Consider the following 20,380-nt stretch of genomic DNA (forward strand, 5'->3'; position numbering starts at 1 on the left):
GCCATGGAAAATAACCAGCCGATAATCATCAAGCGCGTCAAGCGCATCGCCGGCGGGCATCACGGGGGCGCCTGGAAAATCGCCTTCGCCGACTTCGCCACGGCGATGATGGCGTTCTTCCTGGTGTTGTGGCTGTTGTCCACCGCTACGCCGGAACAGAAAATTGCCATCGCCGGTTACTTCAAGGACCCGATCGGCTTTTCCGAAAGTGGCACGCCCTACATCATCGATCTGGGCGGCACGCCGACCCTGGCGCCGGAAAACACTCTCAACCCCGAGGTGAAGTCCCAGCCGCAGCCGGACAAGGTCACCATCGATACCGATCAGGTCGAAGGCATGGCCGAGCAGGTCGAAAAAGAGCGCCTCGAGCTGTTGCTGCAAGAACTGCAGAACAAGGTCGAAGAAAACCCGCAGATGCAGAAGTTCAAGGATCAGATCCTGTTCGAAATCACGCCGGACGGCCTGCGAATCCAGATCATGGACGCGGAAAACCGCCCGATGTTCGATTCAGGTTCAGCGCGCTTGAAGCCGTATTTCGAAGACATCCTGCTGGCCATGGCCGACACCATCAAGGCGGTGCCGAACAAGATCAGTATCAGCGGCCACACCGATGCCAAGCCATACACCGGCACCGGTGATTTCGGTAACTGGGAACTGTCTGCCAACCGTGCCAACGCCGCACGGCGTGCGCTGGTGGCGGGCAGCTATCCGGATGCGCAGGTGGCACGCGTGGTCGGTTATGCCTCGTCGGCCCTGTTCGATCGCGAGCATCCGTTCAACCCGGTGAACCGCCGTATCGACATCGTCGTCCTGACCAAGAAAGCACAGCGTGCCATCGAAGGTTCGCAAGGTGCTGAACCTGCTCCTGATGCACCGCAAGGTTCGACTGCGCCGGGAGCCGCACCGGCTGCACCGGTTGACCCGAACGCGTTGCCGGCGGACAAGGAACCGCTGCCGGCGCACGAACTGCGCGAGCGTCTGAATCTGTTCGATGATCCGGCACCGAAGCCGGGTGAGCCAGCCAAACCGGCTGAACCGCCCAAGCAGTGACCGACAAAAAAGCCGACAGCGATGTCGGCTTTTTTGTGTCTCGTGCCAGTGCTTCCGAGTTTTGTGTTTGCTTAGTAGTTGTAGGAATGATCTGAAATTTCGTACCAAGGTTTTCAGTCGTGCACGCATCTATTTATAGTTCAGCCGTTGCTGCTCACGTGGTGACCGATCTTAGCCGGTCGAAACAAAGATGGAACCTCACCCACATGATCGGAGTTAGACCTATGGCTAAGTACCACCCTCTACAAGGCAACTTCAGTGTCGGCACGACGTTGTACATCGACACCGAAGCCAAAGTTTCGGATCTTCTCGAAACCGCCACTCACCGCATCAAAGCCGCACGTAATCTGCTCAATAGCGTCACCTGCCTATGCGTCAAAGAAGCAGAAGGACATGACCTGGAGCATTTTGCCAACGCTGCGCATATGTTGATCCAGGACGGCTGTGACGCCTTGGATGTGCTGGGGTGGAAGCTGGAAAAAGCAGCAAATGGTATTTAGTCCTGGACTAGAGACCCCCGATCATCTTCGTGACGTCACGAAGATAATCGGGGGCTGTGAGTCGATTTCAGGACTAGACACGACAAAAAATCTGCTTACCGCAGTCCTGTAGGAGCCAGCAATTCGGCTCCTACAGATGTTGTGTGAGAGAAAACCCGACCGGTCAAGAGGATGGATCTGGGAGCGAAGTGGCGTCAGAAACCGCGGATGATTCGCGACTTGAGGTCGGCGTGAAAGCGATCCGCATTGGATTTGTTAACTCTGCGCACCGACTCGCTACCGGTCACCGAATCCAGTGACATCGAGCGCTTGAGCATCGACTCGTTGCGATAGGCATCGATGAAGAACTCGATGTCCCGGTCGCTGGTCAGCTTCGGCCATTTGTCGAGGTACAGCGGCAGCTCTGTCGGGCCGGTCTTGAACGAGCAGATGCGCCGGTTGGTGATGGTCGCTTCGCCGATTTCGAACGGCACCCACCAGGACAGTGCGGTTTTCTCCGACACTACCGCCAGCAGGTGTGTGCATTCGCTGATATTGCGGGTGATCACCCCGGTGATGTCGTCGGTGGTCTGGGATTCGGCATCCAGTACGTCGAGGTAGGTCTTGATGTTGGCCTGCATCAGGCGCGTGTTGATGTTGATCGCGTGGGCGCGGTCCATGTGGCGGTAGCTGATAAACACTGGCATCAGAAATGTCCCTTGATCGCGAGCTCGCGGTAATAGGCGCCGAGGGCGGTGAGGCGGCAGCCGGTGGAGTGGATGGCGGCGTAGTACATGTGTTCGGCGTCCACCGGTTCGACCAGGCTGTGGCGGTTGCACTTTTGCAACTGGGCGAAGACCTCGCCCTGTTCCGGGTTGAACTCGGGCTCGGTGGGCTCAAAGCTGGGGGCGAGGGGGTACACCGACTCTGCTTCGGCAAACCATTCGGGGAGTTTGCGCAGGATTTCCTTGGGGATCAGCGGGGACACTTCGCGCAGGGAAATGAACTGCGAGACATTGGTCTTGAACACCGGACGCTGTTCCCAGGCATCAAGGGCATTGTCGACAAACGAATAGAGGCTGCCGGGGGTGATCTTGCCCAGGATATTCGCGGCTCCGCCGTGCAGGGCCTGGAGCAGCAATCCGGTGAACACGCCGTGCTGCATGCCCTCCATCGCCGGCTCTTCCTTTTTACAGGCGGTCAGAATGGTCATGCCTTCGCCGACCACGCTGCCTTCGCTGCGCAAGGCGCGCAGTTCGCCGGCCGAGCCGCTCTGGCAACAATCGAGAATGATCACTTTGTTTTTGATCTTGGTGGCCTTGCTCGCCCAGTTGAGGATGTCGCTGAGGCGAATCCCGTCCTTGGCGCTCTTGTAATCCTGCGGGATCAACATGCCTTCGTCAGTGTCGGTATCGAAGCTGCCGTGGCCGGCGAAATACAGTAGCGCGACGTTGCAGTCACCGGAAAACAGCTCGCGGATCTGGTCTTCGAGTTTTTCCCTGCTCAGGAAGTCCTCGGCGGAAGTCAGCACGATGTTCTTGAAGTTCGGATCGCCATTGGCGTCGGTTTTCAGCACGGAGGCCATGGCCATGGCGTCATTGCTGCAACCGCTCAGGCGCGACACATGGGTGTAGTCGTTGATGCCGATAAACAGTCCCTTGCGCATGGTTACACCGCCGTATGTTGGCGAATCGCGTTGATGATGCTGTTGGTGTTCCACGCACATTCGGCATGTGCCGCGTCACGTACCACCGTGGAAATGCGCTCGGCACCGAACGGCTTGATCGCAATGATCACCTTGCCCATGCGCTTGGCGATTTCGATTTCCTTGTTGATCCACTTGCTGTAGGTGGAGTACATCCCGGCCATGATCAACACCGCCGAACACGGGCGAATCTTGTTTTCGATGGCCTCCTCAAGTTGTTTGTCGGTTTTCGCGCCGACAATCGGGTTGTCCGGTGGAACCGAAAAATTCTTGTACGTGAAACCAGGCTTGGCGTTGAGCAGGCGCACGAGATTGTCGTGGGCGTCGGAGTAGTTCCACGAGTGGCTGATGAACAGGTGGTAGGTTTGCATAGGTGTCCCTCGGAGTCGCTGAAGTGCGAAGAGGGCTAGAACTTAGGCGAATACAGGGCGGCTACAAGGGGGCGGTGCGGAAAGAGAAATGCCCTACAAGCGAGCGTGCACAGGTCTTACAGAAAGGTCTGATGTTTAAGCGGGGGGAAGATCCAGCCGCCGGCCACCCCGCTGAAGGCAGGGTGGTCGGCGCGTCTGTTTAGTAGCCGTTTTCCGGCAGACTGGCGATGATCGAGCGGTAGCTGTTCATCCGCTGTTGCTGCACGCGGCCGTCTTCAAGGGCCTTGAGCAGGGCGCAACCGGGTTCGCGGTCATGCTTGCAATCACGGAAACGGCAGGTGCCAAGCAGGTCGTTGAACTCGATGAAGCCGGCTTCGACGTCGGCACGGCTGACGTGGCCCAGGCCGAATTCGCGGATACCCGGGGAGTCGATCAACTCACCGCCACCGGGGAAGTGGAACAACCGCGCGGTAGTGGTGGTGTGGGTGCCCTGGCCGGACAGTTCGGACAACGGGCCGACGCGGGTTTCGACATCCGGCAGCAGGCTGTTGACCAGCGACGACTTGCCGACGCCGGACTGGCCGACGAATACGCTGATGCGTCCGTCCAGCTGTGTCTGCAATTGCTCCATGCCGTTGCCGTGGTGCGCCGACACTTCCAGCACCGGATAGCCCAGGGTGCGGTATACGGCGAGCAAGGCATTCAGTGCAGGAGCGTTGTTTTCGTCGATCAGGTCGAATTTGTTCAGCAGTAACAGTGGCTTGATGCCAGCATGCTCGGCCGCCACCAGGTAGCGGTCGATCAGGTTGGCATGGGGCTCGGGCAGCGGTGCAAACACGATGACGATCATGTCGACGTTGGCCGCAACCGGCTTGAGCTGACCACGGCTGTCCGGGCGACACAGCTCGGTGTTGCGCGGCAGTTGCGCCACGATCACGCCGATACCCTGGTTGCCGGCACGCCAGACCACCTGATCGCCGGTCACCAGCGCCGGCAGGTTGGCGCGCAGGTGGCAACGGAATACCTGGCCGGCCAGTTCGCCGTCGCGGGCCTCGACCTCGACCTGCACACCGAAGTGCGCGATCACCAGGCCGTGCTGTTCCGGGCCCAGATCGCCGCCCTCAAGTGCCTCGACGGCCGAGGACTCGCGTTTGGCGGCGCGGGCAGCGCGTTCGCCCTGAATCTTTTCGATGCGCCAGTTTTGACGACGATTGAGTTGGCGTTTGGCCATGGGTGTTCCGTATCAAGAATGCAGCGATTAGGTAAAACGGCCGCGAGTTTAGCACGCCCGGCCACCGGCCTAGGCTAAACTGCGCAGCATTGCCTAGGAGCCGACACATGCAAAACCCACAGAACCTGATCTGGATCGACCTGGAAATGACCGGTCTGAACCCGGACACCGACGTCATCATCGAAATGGCCACCATCGTCACCGACAGTGACCTGAACACCCTGGCCGAAGGCCCGGTGATCGCCATTCACCACAGCGACGAAATCCTTGCCGGCATGGACGAGTGGAACACCCGTCAGCATGGCGGTTCCGGGCTGACCCAGCGGGTTCGCGACAGCCGCATCAGCATGGCCGAAGCCGAAGCCGAAACCATCGCCTTCCTGGAGAAGTGGGTGCCGAAGGGCAAGTCGCCGATCTGCGGCAACAGCATCTGCCAGGATCGTCGCTTCCTTTATACCCACATGAAATCCCTGGAAAGCTTCTTCCACTACCGCAACCTCGACGTGTCGACCCTCAAAGAGCTGGCTGCGCGCTGGGCACCGGATGTGCGTGACAGCTTCAAGAAGGGCAGCACGCACCTGGCCCTGGACGACATCCGCGAATCGATCGCTGAGCTGCAGCACTACCGCAAGCATTTCATCAAATTCTGATTCACGGTCGTCCGTTCCGGCCCCATCGCGAGCAAGCTCGCTCCCACAGGTGCAACGCCGCCCCTGTGGGAGCGAGCTTGCTCGCGATGGCGTCAGTTCAGTCACCTTAGATGGTTGGAGCGAATCTCGGGCGCCCTCTTTTGGTGCCAGGGTGAACTGAGTAGACTGCGCGCCTTTCTGCAAGGACCGCCACTATGCTGCTGATGCTCTACCTGATCGCCATCACCGCCGAAGCCATGACTGGCGCCCTCTCTGCGGGCCGACGGGGCATGGACTGGTTTGGTGTGGTGCTGATCGCTTGCGTCACGGCGCTGGGTGGCGGGTCGGTGCGCGATGTGCTGCTCGGGCACTACCCGTTGACCTGGGTCAAACACCCGGAATATCTGGTGCTGACCACGGCAGCCGCGATGATCACAGTGTTCACGGCCCGCTGGATGCGGCATTTGCGCTCACTGTTCCTGGTGCTCGACGCCATGGGCCTGGTGGCGTTCACCCTGATCGGCTGCATCACCGCCCTGGAAATGGGCCATGGCATGTTGGTCGCCTCCGTTAGCGGCGTGATCACCGGCGTCTTCGGCGGCATCCTGCGGGACATTTTCTGCAACGATATTCCGCTGATCTTCCGGCGTGAGCTTTATGCCAGCGTTTCGTTCGCCGCGGCGTGGTGCTACATGCTCTGCATCTATCTGCAATTACCCGACGAACAATCGATTCTGATCACCTTGTTCGGCGGTTTTCTGCTGCGCTTGCTGGCGATCCGTTTTCATTGGGAAATGCCCAAGTTCGTCTATAACGACGAAGCCTGACGTTCGGCGTGTTGCCGCAACGCCCACGCGACATGTTCACGTACCAGTTCCGAAGGATGTTCCCGTCGCGCCTTCAGCGCCTCCAGCACCGGGATCGTTGAAGGCGCATTGCCCAGGCCCACCGCCAGGTTGCGCAACCAGTTTTCATAGCCCGTCCGGCGCAGCGGCGAGCCTTCGGTGCTGCTCAGGAATTTCTCTTCATCCCACATGAACAGTTCCGCCAGCCCGGCATTGTCCAGATTGTGCCGCGGCTTGAAGTCGCTTTCACCGGAAGGGCGGGCGAAGCGGTTCCACGGGCAGACAATCTGGCAGTCATCGCAACCGAACACCCGGTTGCCGATCAGTGGCCGCAGGTCTTCAGGGATCGCGCCTTTGAGTTCGATGGTCAGGTAGGAAATGCAGCGTCGGGCATCCAGCACATAGGGGCCGACGAAAGCGTTGGTCGGGCAGATGTCGAGGCAGGCACTGCACCGCCCGCAGTGTTCGGTAGCATGGGGCGGGTCGACCGGCAGCGGCAGGTCGACGAACAGTTCGGCGAGAAAAAAGTAACTGCCGGCCTTGCGGTTCAAGACCAGGGTATTTTTGCCGATCCATCCAAGCCCCGCCTGTTCGGCGATGGCTTTTTCCAGCACCGGGGCACTGTCGACGAAGGCGCGGTAGCCAAACGGGCCGATCTGCGCCTGAATTTTTTCCGCCAGGTGTTGCACGCGTTTGCGGATCAGCTTGTGGTAATCGCGACCCAGGGCATAACGCGAGACGTAGGCTTTTTCCGGTTGGGCGAGCATTTTTGCCATCTGCGTGTCGCCGGACAAGTAATCCATGCGCAGGGACACCACGCGCAAAGTGCCCGGCACCAGCTCTTCGGGGTGCGAGCGTTTGCTGCCGTGGGCGCCCATGTAATCCATTTCGCCGTGGTAGCCGGCTTCGAGCCAGCGCTCCAGGTGCTGCTCATGCTCGGCCAGGTCGAGGCCGCTGATGCCGACTTGCTGAAAGCCCAGCTCGCGGCCCCAGTCCTTGATGGATTGGGCGAGGGCGGGCAGATCTGTGGTAATAGCGGGCATGAGACGAGAGAAACCGGGGCTGAGATGCGTATAATTCTGCCAGACATCGGAGCCCGAAGACGCATGCCGCACACTAAAGATGAATTACCCGACGTGCTGTATAGCGCCGCCCAGGTGCGAGCACTCGACGCGAGCCTGATCGCCGCCGGCACGGCGGGCTTCGAATTGATGCAGCGCGCGGCGCGGGCGACGTGGCGGGCGCTGGTGCGGCAATGGCCGACGGCAAACGAGCTGAGCGTGCTTGTCGGACATGGCAACAACGCAGGCGACGGGTACCTGGTGGCCGTACTGGCCCAGCGTGCCGGTTGGTCGGTGCGGGTGCTGGCGGTGGGCGATCCGCAGCGCTTGCAGGGTGATGCGGCGTCGGCCCATGCCGAGGCGGTGTCTGAACAGGTGCTCATCGAGCCCTGGACGGCACAATCCGGATTGCGCGGCATTGTGCTGGATGCTTTGCTTGGCACCGGTCTGAGCGGTGACGTGCGTGATCCCTATGTCAGCGCCATCGCCGCGATCAATGCCAGCGGACTGCCGGTTGCGGCGGTGGATATTCCGTCAGGGTTGTGCGCGGATACGGGCCGCATCCTTGGTGATGCAGTGCATGCCGACCTGACGGTCACGTTCATTGGCTTGAAGGTGGGGTTGTTCACCGGTGATGCCGCGGATGTGACGGGTGAGTTGGTGTTCAACGATCTGCAGGCTGATCCGCAGTTGCTGAACGGTACTGCGTTCACGGCTCGGCGCTTGTGTATCGCTAACCTACCGCGTCTGGTGTCCCGGGCACCGGCATCCCACAAAGGCAAGTTCGGCCATGTGCTGCTCATTGGCGGTGATCGCGGTTACGGTGGGGCAATTTTGCTGAGTGCACAAAGTGCTCTGCGCAGCGGTGCGGGCATGGTTTCGCTGTCCACCCGTCCGGAACACGTTTCGCCAGCGCTTTCTCGAATTCCGGAAGCCATGGTGCTGGGCACGTCGTCGGCCAATCAACTGATGGGGTTGCTTGAGAAGGTATCGGTGTTGGTGGTCGGGCCGGGCCTGGGTCAGGCAGGGTGGGGGCGCAGCCTGCTGTCGACTGCGGCCAATGCGCCTTTGCCGCAAGTCTGGGATGCCGATGCCTTGAATCTGTTGGCGGGTGGACAGGTCGATCTGCCCAAGGGTTGCGTGATTACCCCGCATCCGGGGGAGGCGGCACGTTTGCTTGGGGTGAGCACTGCCGACGTTCAGTCTGACCGTCCCGCCGCAGCCCATGCATTGAGTAAAAAATATACAGCTGTCGTCGTCCTGAAAGGTGCCGGCAGCCTGATCGCCCATCCCGATGGACGTCTGGCGCTGTGTCATCAGGGGCACCCGGCCATGGCCACCGCCGGTTTGGGCGACGTGCTGGCCGGTTTGCTCGGCGCATTGCTGGCCCAGGGCATGGAGCCGTTCGACGCGGCCTGCCTGGCGGTCTGGCTGCACGCCAATGCCGGCGAGCAACAAGGAAAATTGGGCCGTGGGCTGGCGGCCAGTGATCTGATCCCAGCCATTCGTCAGTTGTTGGAGGAGCAAGCACCGTGTCTGAAGTAACCCTGTACCTGGCCGATGAACAGGCCATGAGCGACTTTGGCGCACGCATTGCCCGAATCACCCAAGGCCATGGCCTGATCTTCCTTGAGGGCAACCTGGGGATGGGCAAAACCACGTTGTCCCGAGGCATCATTCGCGGTCTGGGACATGTCGGGGCAGTCAAAAGCCCGACCTTCACCCTGGTCGAACCCTACGAGATCGGCGACATTCGCGCCTTCCATTTTGATTTGTACCGTCTGGTCGATCCGGAAGAGCTAGAGTTCCTCGGTATCCGCGACTACTTCGAAGACGATGCCCTGTGTCTGATCGAATGGCCCGATAAAGGTGCAGGCTTTTTGCCAAAGCCTGACCTGACCATTACCATTAGCCCGCAAGACAGCGGGCGTTCGCTGAAAATTTTATCCCAGGGCTCGCGTGGCGAGGCCTGGTGTGCCGCTTTGGCATTGGAATCCAAATAGATGATGGGGTTAGGTATGCGCTTTCGCGCGTTGGTGGCTGCCGTAGGGGTGTTGTTCTTGGCGGTGACCGTCGACGCTGTGGCCGATTCGAAGGTCAACAGTGTTCGTCTGTGGCGGGCACCGGACAACACGCGACTGGTGTTTGACCTGACCGGCCCGGTGCAACACAGCGTCTTTACCCTGACGGCTCCGGACCGCCTGGTCATCGACATCAATGGCGCGACCCTCGGTGCGCCGCTCAACGTCAACACCTCGAACACCCCGATTACCGCCATGCGCTCGGCCCAGCGCACGCCGACGGACCTGCGGGTGGTCATCGACCTGAAAAAGGCCGTGACGCCGAAAAGCTTCTCCCTGGCGCCGAACGCTCAGTACGGTAACCGATTGGTGGTCGACCTGTTCGATAACGCCGCCGACGCCGCGCCACCGCCAGCGCCGACACCGTCGGTCGCCACGGTGCCTGCCGTGCCGGTCACGCCTGCGGAACCGGCGATCAAGCTGCCACCGGCTCCGGCCGGCAAACGCGACATCATTGTGGTGATCGACGCCGGTCACGGTGGCGAAGATCCGGGGGCTTCCGGCTCCCGAGGCCAGCGCGAGAAAGACGTGGTGCTGCAGATTGCCCGTGAAACCCAACGCCAGGTCAACGGCATGAAAGGTTTCCGTGCCGAACTGACCCGTACCGGCGACTACTTCATTCCATTGCGCGGCCGTACCGAAATCGCCCGCAAGAAAGGCGCCGACCTGTTCGTCTCAATCCACGCCGACGCCGCGCCTTCTGCCGCCGCTTTCGGTGCCTCGGTATTTGCCCTGTCCGATCGCGGCGCAACTTCCGAGACCGCCCGTTGGCTGGCCGACAGCGAAAACCGTTCCGACCTGATCGGCGGTGCCGGCAACGTCAGCCTCGATGACAAAGACCGCATGCTCGCCGGCGTGCTGCTCGACTTGTCGATGACGGCATCCCTGACCTCCAGCCTGAACGTTGGCCAGAAAGTCTTGAGCAACATCGGTCGGGTCACGCCATTGCACAAGCAGCGGGTTGAGCAGGCCGGGTTCATGGTACTGAAGTCGCCGGATATTCCGTCGATCCTGGTGGAAACCGGGTTCATCTCCAACGCCAACGAAGCCTCGAAGCTTGCCGCGTCAAGCCATCAACAGGCGCTGGCGCGCTCGATCAGCAGCGGCGTGCGCCAGTTCTTCCAGCAGAACCCGCCGCCAGGCACTTACATTGCCTGGCTGCGTGATTCCGGAAAAATCGCCCAAGGTCCACGTGACCATAGGGTAAACCCTGGCGAGACGCTGGCGATGATCGCCGTTCGTTATCAGGTTACGCCGGCCACCCTGCGCAGCGCCAACAACCTGTCGAGCGATGAACTCAAGGTTGGTCAACACTTGACCATTCCGGGCACTGAACTGGCGGCCAAAGAATGAATCAGGTCGTGAACAACAGCGCTCGCATCGAGCTGCTCAGCCCGCGGCTGGCGAACCAGATTGCCGCGGGTGAGGTGGTCGAGCGCCCGGCTTCGGTGATCAAGGAACTGCTGGAAAACAGCCTTGACTCCGGCGCTAAACGCATCGACGTCGATGTGGAGCAGGGCGGCGTCAAGCTGCTGCGGGTGCGCGACGATGGCAGTGGCATTTCCGCCGATGACCTGCCATTGGCCCTGGCCCGTCACGCCACCAGCAAGATCCGCAACCTGGAAGACCTCGAACAGGTCATGAGCCTGGGGTTTCGCGGCGAGGCCCTGGCATCGATCAGCTCCGTCGCGCGCCTGACCTTGACCTCCCGCACCCGCGACGCCGATCAGGCGTGGCAGGTCGAGACCGAGGGCCGTGACATGGCGCCCCGTGTGCAACCTGCGGCCCACCCGGTGGGCACTTCGGTTGAAGTGCGCGACCTGTTCTTCAACACGCCGGCGCGACGCAAGTTTCTCAAGACCGAAAAAACCGAATTCGATCACCTGCAAGAAGTGATCAGGCGCTTGGCCCTGGCGCGCTTCGATGTGGCGTTCCATCTGCGCCATAATGGCAAGACCATCCTCAGCCTGCACGAGGCCCATGATGATGCGGCCCGTGCCCGGCGCGTGGCGGCGATCTGCGGGCCGGGTTTCCTGGAGCAGGCGCTGCCGATCGAAATCGAGCGCAACGGCCTGCATCTATGGGGCTGGGTCGGCCTGCCGACCTTCAACCGCAGCCAGGCCGACTTGCAGTATTTCTTCGTCAATGGCCGTGCCGTGCGCGACAAACTGGTGGCCCACGCGGTACGCCAGGCCTATCGCGACGTGCTGTTCAATGGTCGGCACCCGACCTTCGTGCTGTTTTTCGAAGTCGATCCGACCGGCGTCGATGTCAACGTGCACCCGACCAAGCACGAAGTGCGCTTCCGTGAAGGGCGCATGGTCCACGATTTCCTCTATGGCACCTTGCACCGCGCCTTGGGCGATGTGCGCCCCGACGATCAACTGGCGGCGCCGGTTGCCACGGCCATCGTCCGGCCTACCGGCCTCGAAGCCGGTGAATTCGGACCCCAGGGCGAAATGCGCCTGGCCGCCAATGCGCTGCTGGAACAGCCTCAGGCTCAGCCGTCGTTCAATGCGCCGGCGGGTTCGGGGGCTGGCGCGGGTTATCAATATCAATACACGCCGCGACCGCAGTCCGGTGCACCTGTCGCCGAAGCGCAGGCCGCCTATCGCGAGTTTTTTGCACCGCTGCCCGAGGCCAATGCCGTCGCGCTGCCGGCCGGGCAGGACGACATCCCGCCGCTCGGTTATGCGCTGGCACAACTCAAGGGCATCTACATTCTTTCGGAAAACGCTCAGGGCCTGGTGCTGGTGGACATGCACGCCGCCCACGAGCGGATCATGTATGAGCGTCTGAAGGTGGCGATGGCCAGTGAGGGCCTGAGCGGCCAGCCGTTGCTGGTGCCGGAGTCCCTGGCCGTCAGCCAGCGTGAAGCCGATTGCGCCGAGGAGCATGTCGCCTGGTTCCAGCGCCTGGGCTTTGAATTGCAGCGTCTGGGCCCGGAAACCCTGGCGATACGGCAGATTCCGGCACTGCTCAAGCAGGCCGAAGCCAACCGGCTGGTCGCTGACGTCCTGGCTGACCTGATGGAGTTCGGCACCAGCGACCGCATTCAGGCGCACCTGAACGAATTGCTCGGGACCATGGCCTGCCACGGCGCGGTTCGTGCGAATCGGCGATTGGCCCTGCCGGAAATGAACGGTCTGCTGCGTGACATGGAAAACACCGAGCGCAGTGGTCAATGCAACCATGGCCGACCGACCTGGACCCAACTGGGCCTGGACGATCTGGACAAACTGTTCTTGCGCGGTCGTTGATGAGCCAGTTCCCACCTGCGATTTTCCTGATGGGCCCGACCGCCGCCGGCAAGACCGACCTGGCCATCGAGCTCACCAAGGTCCTGCCTTGCGAGTTGATCAGTGTCGATTCGGCGCTGGTCTACCGTGGCATGGACATTGGCACCGCCAAGCCTTCCAAAGAGCTGCTGGCGCAATTTCCGCATCGTCTGATCGATATTCTCGACCCGGCCGAGAGCTATTCGGCTGCGGATTTCCGCCGTGACGCCCTGGAAGCCATGGCCGATATCACCGCACGGGGAAAAATTCCGCTGCTGGTGGGCGGCACCATGCTCTATTACAAGGCTTTGGTTGAAGGTCTGGCAGATATGCCGGCCGCCGATCCCGAGGTCCGTGCGCAAATCGAAGAAGAGGCTGCGCGCCTTGGCTGGCAAGCCTTGCACGAACAATTGGCGGTGATCGATCCGGAGTCCGCGGCGCGAATACATCCGAACGATCCCCAGCGATTGAGTCGAGCGCTGGAAGTTTATCGTGTCAGCGGTCAAAGCATGACCGCCCTGCGTTTGCAACAATCTGCGCAAAGTACTGAAGCAGCCGCTTCGGGACTGCAACAATTGCCCTATACTGTCGCGAACTTGGCCATTGCTCCGGCAAATCGCCAGGTACTGCACGAGCGAATTAAACAAAGATTCACTTTAATGTTGGAACAGGGATTCATTGACGAGGTCGTAGCCCTGCGTAATAGAGGAGACCTGCATACCGGGTTGCCGTCTATACGTGCAGTAGGCTATCGCCAAGTCTGGGACTACCTGGATGGCAAGCTGACGTCAGCCGAGATGCAGGAGCGTGGGATCATTGCCACGCGCCAATTGGCGAAACGCCAGTTCACCTGGCTGCGCAGTTGGACTGATCTGCATTGGCTGGACAGTCTGGATTGCGACAATCTGCCGCGCGCCTTGAAATACCTTGGGACCATCTCCATATTGAGCTGAGTCCTTGCAATTGCCGTCTATCCTTGGGGGTGTGACGGCCAAAGCCATCTGATTACCTATTTTTTATATTGAATCCTTAAAGGAGTGCGGCACATGTCAAAAGGGCATTCGCTACAAGACCCTTACTTGAATACTTTACGTAAAGAGAAAGTTGGGGTGTCCATCTACCTGGTCAACGGTATCAAGCTGCAAGGCACGATCGAGTCTTTCGACCAGTTCGTTATCCTGCTGAAAAACACCGTCAGCCAGATGGTCTACAAACACGCCATCTCTACAGTGGTGCCGGTTCGTCCAATTCGTCTGCCTAGCGCAACCGAATCCGATGCAGGTGATGCTGAGCCAGGTAACGCCTGATAGGAGTCTCCTTTGTTCTTTGAGCGCCACGGTGGTGGTGAACGAGCCATTCTCGTTCACTTGGATGGTCAGGACCCTGAGGCGCGCGAAGATCCGCAGGAGTTTCAGGAGTTGGCAATTTCGGCTGGCGCCGAGACCGTCGCGTTTTTCAACGTGCCGCGTCATCGGCCAACCGCCAAAACCCTGATCAGCAGCGGCAAGGTCGAAGAGTTGCGCGACCTGGTCCAGGCCGAACAGGTCGATCTGGTGATTTTCAATCACATCCTCACGCCCAGTCAGGAACGTAACCTCGAACGTATTTTCGAGTGTCGCGTGATCGACCGCACGGGTTTGATTCTCGATATTTTCGCCCAACGCGCCCGCACCCATGAAGGCAAGCTCCAGGTCGAACTGGCCCAGCTTGAGCACATGAGTACGCGGCTGGTTCGCGGCTGGACTCACCTTGAACGGCAGAAAGGCGGTATCGGCCTGCGCGGTCCGGGTGAAACCCAGCTGGAAACCGACCGGCGCCTGTTGCGGGTTCGCCTGCGGCAGATCAAGGGGCGCCTGGAAAAGGTCCGCAGCCAGCGTGAACAATCGCGCCGTGGCCGCAAACGGGCTGACATTCCGACGGTTTCGCTGGTGGGTTATACCAACGCCGGCAAATCGACGCTGTTCAACTCGGTGACCGACTCCGACGTCTTTGCTGCTGACCAGTTGTTCGCCACCCTCGACCCGACCTTGCGCCGGCTCGAGCTCGATGACCTCGGCCCGATCGTGCTGGCTGACACCGTGGGCTTCATTCGTCACTTGCCACACAAGCTGGTCGAGGCATTTCGGGCTACGCTCGAAGAGTCGAGCAACTCCGACCTGTTGCTGCACGTGATCGACTCCCATGAGCCTGAGCGCATGGCCCAGATTGAACAGGTCATGGTGGTTCTTGGAGAGATCGGGGCTCAAGACTTGCCGATCCTGGAGGTCTATAACAAACTCGATTTGCTCGAGGGCGTGGAGCCGCAGATCCAGCGCGATGCCGATGGCAAACCGCAGCGGGTCTGGCTTTCGGCGAAAGATGGCACAGGTCTTGATCTGCTCAAGCAGGCCGTGGCCGAGTTGCTAGGCGATGAGTTGTTTGTTGGCACCTTGCGCTTGCCGAACCGATTTGCTCGACTGCGTGCGCAGTTTTTCGAACTCGGTGCGGTACAAAAGGAAGAACACGATGACGAAGGCATCAGCTTGCTGGCCGTTCGTTTGCCACGGGCCGAATTGAATCGGCTGGTGAGTCGCGAAGGTTTGCAACCGATGGAGTTCATCGAGCAACACACTTTGCAATAAAAGCCTGAGAAAGCGGTTGTGCCGCGGTGACAGGCATTCTGTAGCATTGGTCGGCGCGCCGTGGGTGCGTCTTTGCTTTATCAGATGGAGAGCGCTATGGCTTGGAATGAGCCGGGTGGCAACTCGAATAATCAGGATCCTTGGGGTGGCAAGCGTCGTAACAACGGCGACCGCAAGGGGCCACCGGATCTCGACGAGGCCTTCCGAAAGCTGCAGGAAAGCCTGAACGGTTTGTTCGGTGGTGGTAAGAAACGTGGTGGCGACGACGGCGGTGGTCCGGGCAAGAGTGGCGGCTTTGGCGGCCTGCTCGGCATCGGTCTGGTCGTGTTGGCGGCCGTTTGGCTGTACAGCGCGGTCTATGTCGTCGACGAACAGGAGCAAGCTGTGGTGCTGCGCTTCGGCAAGTACTACGAAACCGTGGGTCCGGGCCTGAACATCTACTTCCCGCCGATCGACAAGAAGTACATGGAGAACGTCACGCGTGAGCGTGCCTACACCAAGCAGGGCCAGATGCTGACCGAAGACGAGAACATCGTCGAAGTGCCGCTGACCGTGCAGTACAAGATCAGCAACCTGCAGGACTTTGTGCTGAGCGTCGATCAGCCGGAAATCAGCCTGCAGCACGCGACCGACAGCGCCTTGCGCCATGTGGTGGGCTCCACCGCGATGGACCAGGTACTGACCGAAGGTCGTGAGTTGATGGCCAGCGAGATCAAGGAGCGTCTGCAACGCTTCATGGACACGTATCGCACCGGTATCACCGTCACCCAGGTCAACGTACAGAGCGCAGCGGCACCGCGCGAAGTCCAGGAAGCCTTCGATGACGTGATCCGTGCCCGGGAAGACGAACAGCGTTCGCGCAACCAGGCCGAAACCTATGCCAACGGCGTCGTGCCGGAAGCTCGTGGTCAGGCCCAGCGCATCCTTGAGGATGCCAATGGTTACCGTGACGAGACCGTCTCGCGCGCCAAGGGTGAGGCCGATCGCTTCACCAAGCTGGTCGCCGAGTACCGCAAGGCCCCTGAAGTCACCCGCCAGCGTCTGTATCTGGACACCATGCAGGAAGTCTTCACCAACACCAGCAAGGTTCTCGTGACCGGCAACAAGAACGGCCAGAACAACCTGTTGTACCTGCCTCTGGACAAGATGGTCGAAAGTGGTCGCAGCACCAGCACCCAGGTGAGCAGTGCGGCAGCCACCAGCAATGAAGCGAATGCGCGTGCGGCAGCTGATCTGCAGCAACAGCCAGCACGTACCAGGGAGAGTCGCTGATGAGCAATAAATCGCTGATCGCCCTTATTGTCGGCGTCGTCGTGGCGATCGCTGCCTGGAACTGCTTCTACATCGTGGCTCAGACCGAGCGTGCGGTGTTGCTGCAGTTCGGTCGCGTGGTCCAGGCCGATGTTCAGCCAGGCCTGCACGTGAAAGTGCCCTACGTCAACCAGGTGCGCAAATTCGACGCACGCCTGATGACGCTGGATGCACCGACACAACGCTTCCTGACGCTGGAAAAGAAAGCCGTGATGGTCGATGCCTTCGCCAAGTGGCGCGTGAAGGACGCGGAGCGTTACTACACCGCGACTTCCGGCCTCAAGCAGATCGCCGACGAGCGTCTTTCCCGTCGTCTGGAATCGGGCCTGCGTGACCAGTTCGGTAAGCGCACCCTGCACGAAGTTGTGTCGGGTGAGCGTGATGCGCTGATGGCGGATATCACGGCATCGCTGAACAAGATGGCCGAGAAAGAGCTGGGCATCGAAGTGGTCGATGTTCGGGTCAAGACCATCGACCTGCCGAAAGAAGTGAACCGCAGTGTGTTCGAGCGTATGAGCACCGAGCGTGAGCGTGAAGCTCGCGAGCACCGCGCCAAGGGTAACGAACTGGCCGAAGGCATCCGTGCCGACGCCGATCGTCAACGCCGCGTGCTGCTGGCTGAAGCCTATCGTGAATCCGAAGAGGTTCGCGGTGACGGCGATGCCCAGGCTGCTGCGATCTACTCCAAGGCCTACGGTCAGGATCAGGAGTTCTACGCGTTCTACCGTAGCCTGCGCGCCTACCGTGAAAGCTTCGCGAACAAATCCGACGTCATGGTCCTCGACCCAAGCAGCGACTTCTTCCATTACCTGGAAAAAGCCAAGCCTTGATACGGCGTTGACCTGAATTATCCCCCGCCGGGCGGCTAAAACCTCTGGCGGGGTGATCCTTTGGGAAAACGTGTGTATGATGCGGCAGCCGGGAAATTCCCGGCTTTTTTGCGTCTGCATGTTTGATTGCTGTTTTCAAGCAGATGCCGGGCCGATTGGCTCGACAGTTTTTCGAGGAAAGTGGTTGGCGAAGCCGGTAGAAGGGCTTTTCGCTCCGTCGCTCATGCGCGTGGTTTGTGCGCAAGCCGACCATTTTCTGCTTCACTCAAGGCTCGCCGACAGGCTGGTCGCCCGGAGATAGGGGAAGGCGTAATGGCAACGGTAGACCGCTGGCTTCTGCCAGATGGCATCGAAGAAGTACTGCCACCGGAAGCTGCGCGTATTGAAGTCGCGCGTCGTCAGGTGTTGGATCTGTTCCAGAGCTGGGGTTACGAGTTTGTCGTGACTCCCCATATCGAGTACCTGGAATCCCTGCTGACCGGCGCGGGCCAGGACCTGGATCTGCGCACCTTCAAGGTCATCGACCCGCAATCGGGCCGTCAGATGGGTTTCCGCGCCGACATCACGCCGCAAGTGGCGCGCATCGATGCGCATACCCTGCGTCGTGAAGGCCCAAGCCGCCTGTGCTATGCCGGTAGTGTCCTGCACGCTCAGCCTCGCGCCCTGTCGTCCTCGCGCAGCCCGATTCAACTGGGTGCCGAGTTGTACGGCGACGGCAGTCCGAGCAGCGACGTCGAAGTCATCAGCCTGATGCTGGCCATGCTGCAACTGGCCGATGTGCCGGATGTGCACATGGACCTCGGTCATGTTGGCATCTATCGCGGCCTGGCCCGTGCGGCCGGTTTGTCCGGTGAAGTCGAGCAGCAGTTGTTCGATGCCTTGCAACGTAAGGCCATCGACGAGGTCATTACCTTGACCGAAGGCTTGCCTGCCGATCTGTCGGGCATGCTGCGGGCGTTGGTCGACCTGTGTGGCGGTCGTGAAGTGCTGGCTGCGGCCCGCGAGCGTCTAGCCAAGGCGCCGGCCCCTGTTCTGGCAGCGCTGGACGACTTGCTGGCGATTGCCGAGCGGCTGTCCGTGCGTTTCCCTGAGCTGCCGCTGTATTTCGACCTGGGCGAGCTGCGTGGCTACCACTACCACACCGGTGTGGTGTTCGCTGTGTTCGTACCGGGTGTTGGCCAGTCCATTGCCCAGGGCGGTCGTTACGACGACATCGGCGCCGACTTCGGTCGCGCCCGTCCGGCGACCGGCTTCTCCACCGATTTGAAAACCCTGGTGACCCTGGGGCGTGCTGAGATCGAGCTACCGTCTGGCGGTATCTGGATGCCTGACAGTACGGATGCGGCACTCTGGCAGCAGGTTTGCCAGTTGCGCAGTGAGGGTCAGCGTGTCGTTCAGGCTTTGCCTGGACAACCTTTGGCCGCCGCCCGTGAAGCGGACTGCGACCGGCAATTGATTCAGCAGAACGGGCTTTGGCAAGTATCGCCACTGGCTTCTTGAGTTTTCCTGCCGGCTGCCGCCGGCACCAAGTTTGCGCGAATGAGGACAAGTGTTATGGGTAAGAATGTCGTAGTCCTGGGCACCCAATGGGGTGATGAGGGCAAAGGCAAGATCGTTGATCTGCTGACCGAACATGCTGCCGCCGTAGTGCGCTACCAGGGTGGCCACAACGCTGGCCACACCCTGGTGATCGACGGTGAGAAGACCGTCTTGCACCTGATTCCGTCGGGCGTGCTGCGCGAAGGCGTGCAGTGCCTGATCGGCAACGGCGTGGTGGTTGCACCCGACGCTCTGCTGCGGGAAATCACCAAGCTGGAAGAGAAGGGCGTACCGGTGCGCGAGCGCCTGCGTATCAGCCCATCCTGCCCGCTGATCCTGTCCTTCCACGTAGCGCTGGACCAGGCCCGTGAAAAGGCCCGTGGCGAGCTGAAGATCGGTACTACCGGTCGTGGCATCGGCCCGGCATACGAAGACAAGGTTGCACGTCGTGGCCTGCGTGTTGGCGACCTGCTCAACATGCCGCGCTTTGAAGACAAGTTGCGTGAACTGGTGGATTACCACAACTTCATGCTGGTTGGTTACTACAAAGAGCCAGCCATCGACTTCGACAAGACCCTGGCCGAGTGCAAAGACTACGCTGAGCTGCTCAAGCCGCTGATGCTGGACGTTACTGCCGAGCTGCACGACCTGCGTCGTGCTGGCAAAGACATCATGTTTGAAGGTGCCCAAGGTTCGTTGCTGGACATCGACCACGGTACCTACCCGTACGTGACCAGTTCCAACACCACCGCTGGCGGCGTTGCTACCGGTTCGGGTGTTGGCCCTATGTTCCTGGACTACATCCTGGGCATCACCAAGGCTTACACCACCCGTGTAGGCTCGGGTCCATTCCCGACGGAGCTGTTCGACGAAGTCGGTGCGCACTTGGCTAAACAAGGTCACGAGTTCGGCGCGACTACCGGCCGTGCCCGTCGTTGTGGCTGGTTCGACGCCGTTATCCTGCGTCGCGCTATCGATGTGAACAGCATCTCGGGCATCTGCCTGACCAAGCTGGACGTACTCGACGGTCTGGAAACCATCAACATCTGCGTCGGCTACAAAGATGCAGAAGGCAAGGCCGTTGCCCCGACTGATGCTGACAGCTATGTAGGCCTGCAGCCTGTGTACGAAGAAGTGCCGGGCTGGACCGAATCGACCGTGGGTGCCAAAACCCTGGAAGAGCTGCCAGCTAACGCCCGTGCTTACATCAAGCGCGTCGAAGAGCTGATCGGCGCGCCGATCGACATTATTTCGACGGGCCCGGACCGCAACGAAACCATCGTCCTGCGCCATCCGTTTGCTTGATAAGTCGTTGATGTAAAACACAAAGGCCCCTTCATTGGGGCCTT

General features: G+C 60.4%; 20 protein-coding genes. 15 read left to right on the top strand and 5 right to left on the bottom strand.

The window, feature by feature from the left end:
- Positions 1 to 3: 3 nt before the first annotated feature.
- Positions 4 to 1,050 (top strand): flagellar motor protein MotB, encoded by a 1,047-nt coding sequence (gene motB, locus PSJE_RS22110; RefSeq protein WP_090452803.1) that lies wholly within the window; start codon positions 4 to 6, stop codon positions 1,048 to 1,050.
- A 224-nt stretch (positions 1,051 to 1,274) separates the two neighbouring features.
- Entirely contained in the window at positions 1,275 to 1,550 is a 276-nt protein-coding gene (locus tag PSJE_RS22115) for a hypothetical protein (RefSeq protein ID WP_090452805.1), read from the top strand.
- 194 nt (positions 1,551 to 1,744) lie between these two features.
- Here PSJE_RS22115 and PSJE_RS22120 read toward each other — a convergent pair whose 3' ends face one another.
- The 4 genes from PSJE_RS22120 to rsgA all read right to left on the bottom strand — a co-directional run bounded on the left by PSJE_RS22120 (position 1,745) and on the right by rsgA (position 4,836).
- Positions 1,745 to 2,236: a toll/interleukin-1 receptor domain-containing protein gene (locus PSJE_RS22120; RefSeq protein ID WP_057712251.1), complete on the bottom strand. Its 492-nt coding sequence runs from the start codon at positions 2,234 to 2,236 to the stop codon at positions 1,745 to 1,747.
- Positions 2,236 to 3,195, bottom strand: coding sequence for a caspase family protein (locus PSJE_RS22125; RefSeq protein ID WP_057712250.1), 960 nt, complete (start codon positions 3,193 to 3,195; stop codon positions 2,236 to 2,238). Before PSJE_RS22125 ends, PSJE_RS22120 begins: the two co-directional genes overlap by 1 nt.
- A 2-nt stretch (positions 3,196 to 3,197) precedes the next feature.
- The gene (locus PSJE_RS22130; RefSeq protein WP_090452807.1) at positions 3,198 to 3,605 is read right to left on the bottom strand and encodes a TIR domain-containing protein; all 408 of its coding nucleotides are present in this window, start codon (positions 3,603 to 3,605) and stop codon (positions 3,198 to 3,200) included.
- A 199-nt stretch (positions 3,606 to 3,804) separates the two neighbouring features.
- Positions 3,805 to 4,836 (bottom strand): small ribosomal subunit biogenesis GTPase RsgA, encoded by a 1,032-nt coding sequence (gene rsgA, locus PSJE_RS22135; RefSeq protein ID WP_007978809.1) that lies wholly within the window; start codon positions 4,834 to 4,836, stop codon positions 3,805 to 3,807.
- A 107-nt stretch (positions 4,837 to 4,943) separates the two neighbouring features.
- Here rsgA and orn point away from each other — a divergent pair, with 107 nt between their 5' ends.
- Together orn and PSJE_RS22145 are read left to right on the top strand one after the other, a co-directional pair.
- Entirely contained in the window at positions 4,944 to 5,486 is a 543-nt protein-coding gene (orn, locus tag PSJE_RS22140; protein WP_008035288.1) for an oligoribonuclease, read from the top strand.
- A 194-nt stretch (positions 5,487 to 5,680) separates the two neighbouring features.
- Positions 5,681 to 6,292 (top strand): trimeric intracellular cation channel family protein, encoded by a 612-nt coding sequence (locus PSJE_RS22145; protein ID WP_090452809.1) that lies wholly within the window; start codon positions 5,681 to 5,683, stop codon positions 6,290 to 6,292.
- Here the strand turns inward: PSJE_RS22145 and queG are convergent.
- Positions 6,274 to 7,353 carry a tRNA epoxyqueuosine(34) reductase QueG gene (gene queG / locus PSJE_RS22150; protein ID WP_090452811.1) on the bottom strand — a complete coding sequence of 360 codons (1,080 nt, stop codon included), beginning with the start codon at positions 7,351 to 7,353 and terminating at the stop codon, positions 6,274 to 6,276. The genes PSJE_RS22145 and queG overlap by 19 nt on opposite strands.
- Before the next feature lie 63 nt (positions 7,354 to 7,416).
- On the opposite strand from queG, the gene PSJE_RS22155 reads away from it, so the two are divergent.
- The 11 genes from PSJE_RS22155 to PSJE_RS22205 all read left to right on the top strand — a co-directional run bounded on the left by PSJE_RS22155 (position 7,417) and on the right by PSJE_RS22205 (position 20,336).
- On the top strand, positions 7,417 to 8,916 hold the full coding sequence (locus PSJE_RS22155) for an NAD(P)H-hydrate dehydratase (protein WP_090452813.1): 1,500 nt from the start codon (positions 7,417 to 7,419) through the stop codon (positions 8,914 to 8,916).
- On the top strand, positions 8,904 to 9,374 hold the full coding sequence (gene tsaE / locus PSJE_RS22160) for a tRNA (adenosine(37)-N6)-threonylcarbamoyltransferase complex ATPase subunit type 1 TsaE (RefSeq protein WP_007973252.1): 471 nt from the start codon (positions 8,904 to 8,906) through the stop codon (positions 9,372 to 9,374). Before PSJE_RS22155 ends, tsaE begins: the two co-directional genes overlap by 13 nt.
- Positions 9,375 to 10,805 carry an N-acetylmuramoyl-L-alanine amidase gene (locus tag PSJE_RS22165; protein ID WP_057712244.1) on the top strand — a complete coding sequence of 477 codons (1,431 nt, stop codon included), beginning with the start codon at positions 9,375 to 9,377 and terminating at the stop codon, positions 10,803 to 10,805.
- Positions 10,802 to 12,712, top strand: coding sequence for a DNA mismatch repair endonuclease MutL (gene mutL, locus PSJE_RS22170; protein ID WP_057712243.1), 1,911 nt, complete (start codon positions 10,802 to 10,804; stop codon positions 12,710 to 12,712). Before PSJE_RS22165 ends, mutL begins: the two co-directional genes overlap by 4 nt.
- A complete protein-coding gene (gene miaA, locus PSJE_RS22175; protein WP_057712242.1) occupies positions 12,712 to 13,683 on the top strand; it encodes a tRNA (adenosine(37)-N6)-dimethylallyltransferase MiaA in 972 nt (323 codons plus the stop codon). The genes mutL and miaA overlap by 1 nt, the downstream gene beginning before the upstream one ends.
- Before the next feature lie 93 nt (positions 13,684 to 13,776).
- Positions 13,777 to 14,037 (top strand): RNA chaperone Hfq, encoded by a 261-nt coding sequence (hfq, locus tag PSJE_RS22180; RefSeq protein WP_003221112.1) that lies wholly within the window; start codon positions 13,777 to 13,779, stop codon positions 14,035 to 14,037.
- A 12-nt stretch (positions 14,038 to 14,049) separates the two neighbouring features.
- Positions 14,050 to 15,351 carry a ribosome rescue GTPase HflX gene (gene hflX, locus PSJE_RS22185; RefSeq protein ID WP_057712241.1) on the top strand — a complete coding sequence of 434 codons (1,302 nt, stop codon included), beginning with the start codon at positions 14,050 to 14,052 and terminating at the stop codon, positions 15,349 to 15,351.
- Between the two features lie 96 nt (positions 15,352 to 15,447).
- On the top strand, positions 15,448 to 16,623 hold the full coding sequence (gene hflK / locus PSJE_RS22190; protein WP_057712240.1) for an FtsH protease activity modulator HflK: 1,176 nt from the start codon (positions 15,448 to 15,450) through the stop codon (positions 16,621 to 16,623).
- On the top strand, positions 16,623 to 17,492 hold the full coding sequence (gene hflC / locus PSJE_RS22195; RefSeq protein WP_007995015.1) for a protease modulator HflC: 870 nt from the start codon (positions 16,623 to 16,625) through the stop codon (positions 17,490 to 17,492). Before hflK ends, hflC begins: the two co-directional genes overlap by 1 nt.
- Positions 17,493 to 17,804: 312 nt before the next feature.
- Positions 17,805 to 18,992, top strand: coding sequence for an ATP phosphoribosyltransferase regulatory subunit (locus PSJE_RS22200; protein WP_007973265.1), 1,188 nt, complete (start codon positions 17,805 to 17,807; stop codon positions 18,990 to 18,992).
- Between the two features lie 54 nt (positions 18,993 to 19,046).
- The gene (locus PSJE_RS22205) at positions 19,047 to 20,336 is read left to right on the top strand and encodes an adenylosuccinate synthase (protein WP_057712238.1); all 1,290 of its coding nucleotides are present in this window, start codon (positions 19,047 to 19,049) and stop codon (positions 20,334 to 20,336) included.
- The last annotated feature ends 44 nt before the right edge of the window (positions 20,337 to 20,380 follow it).

It is taken from the genome of Pseudomonas jessenii (assembly GCF_002236115.1).
GTDB classification, from domain to species: Bacteria; Pseudomonadota; Gammaproteobacteria; order Pseudomonadales; family Pseudomonadaceae; genus Aquipseudomonas; species Aquipseudomonas jessenii.

Coding starts and splice junctions, on each gene's coding strand:
- PSJE_RS22155 (WP_090452813.1), top strand. CDS start 7,417: ATGCCGCACACTAAAGATGAATTACCCGACGTGCTGTATAGCGCCGCC.
- PSJE_RS22165 (WP_057712244.1), top strand. CDS start 9,375: ATGATGGGGTTAGGTATGCGCTTTCGCGCGTTGGTGGCTGCCGTAGGG.
- mutL (WP_057712243.1), top strand. CDS start 10,802: ATGAATCAGGTCGTGAACAACAGCGCTCGCATCGAGCTGCTCAGCCCG.
- PSJE_RS22145 (WP_090452809.1), top strand. CDS start 5,681: ATGCTGCTGATGCTCTACCTGATCGCCATCACCGCCGAAGCCATGACT.
- miaA (WP_057712242.1), top strand. CDS start 12,712: ATGAGCCAGTTCCCACCTGCGATTTTCCTGATGGGCCCGACCGCCGCC.
- PSJE_RS22200 (WP_007973265.1), top strand. CDS start 17,805: ATGGCAACGGTAGACCGCTGGCTTCTGCCAGATGGCATCGAAGAAGTA.
- hflC (WP_007995015.1), top strand. CDS start 16,623: ATGAGCAATAAATCGCTGATCGCCCTTATTGTCGGCGTCGTCGTGGCG.
- orn (WP_008035288.1), top strand. CDS start 4,944: ATGCAAAACCCACAGAACCTGATCTGGATCGACCTGGAAATGACCGGT.
- PSJE_RS22125 (WP_057712250.1), bottom strand. CDS start 3,195: ATGCGCAAGGGACTGTTTATCGGCATCAACGACTACACCCATGTGTCG.
- hfq (WP_003221112.1), top strand. CDS start 13,777: ATGTCAAAAGGGCATTCGCTACAAGACCCTTACTTGAATACTTTACGT.
- hflK (WP_057712240.1), top strand. CDS start 15,448: ATGGCTTGGAATGAGCCGGGTGGCAACTCGAATAATCAGGATCCTTGG.
- PSJE_RS22120 (WP_057712251.1), bottom strand. CDS start 2,236: ATGCCAGTGTTTATCAGCTACCGCCACATGGACCGCGCCCACGCGATC.
- motB (WP_090452803.1), top strand. CDS start 4: ATGGAAAATAACCAGCCGATAATCATCAAGCGCGTCAAGCGCATCGCC.
- PSJE_RS22205 (WP_057712238.1), top strand. CDS start 19,047: ATGGGTAAGAATGTCGTAGTCCTGGGCACCCAATGGGGTGATGAGGGC.
- PSJE_RS22115 (WP_090452805.1), top strand. CDS start 1,275: ATGGCTAAGTACCACCCTCTACAAGGCAACTTCAGTGTCGGCACGACG.
- PSJE_RS22130 (WP_090452807.1), bottom strand. CDS start 3,605: ATGCAAACCTACCACCTGTTCATCAGCCACTCGTGGAACTACTCCGAC.
- rsgA (WP_007978809.1), bottom strand. CDS start 4,836: ATGGCCAAACGCCAACTCAATCGTCGTCAAAACTGGCGCATCGAAAAG.
- queG (WP_090452811.1), bottom strand. CDS start 7,353: ATGCCCGCTATTACCACAGATCTGCCCGCCCTCGCCCAATCCATCAAG.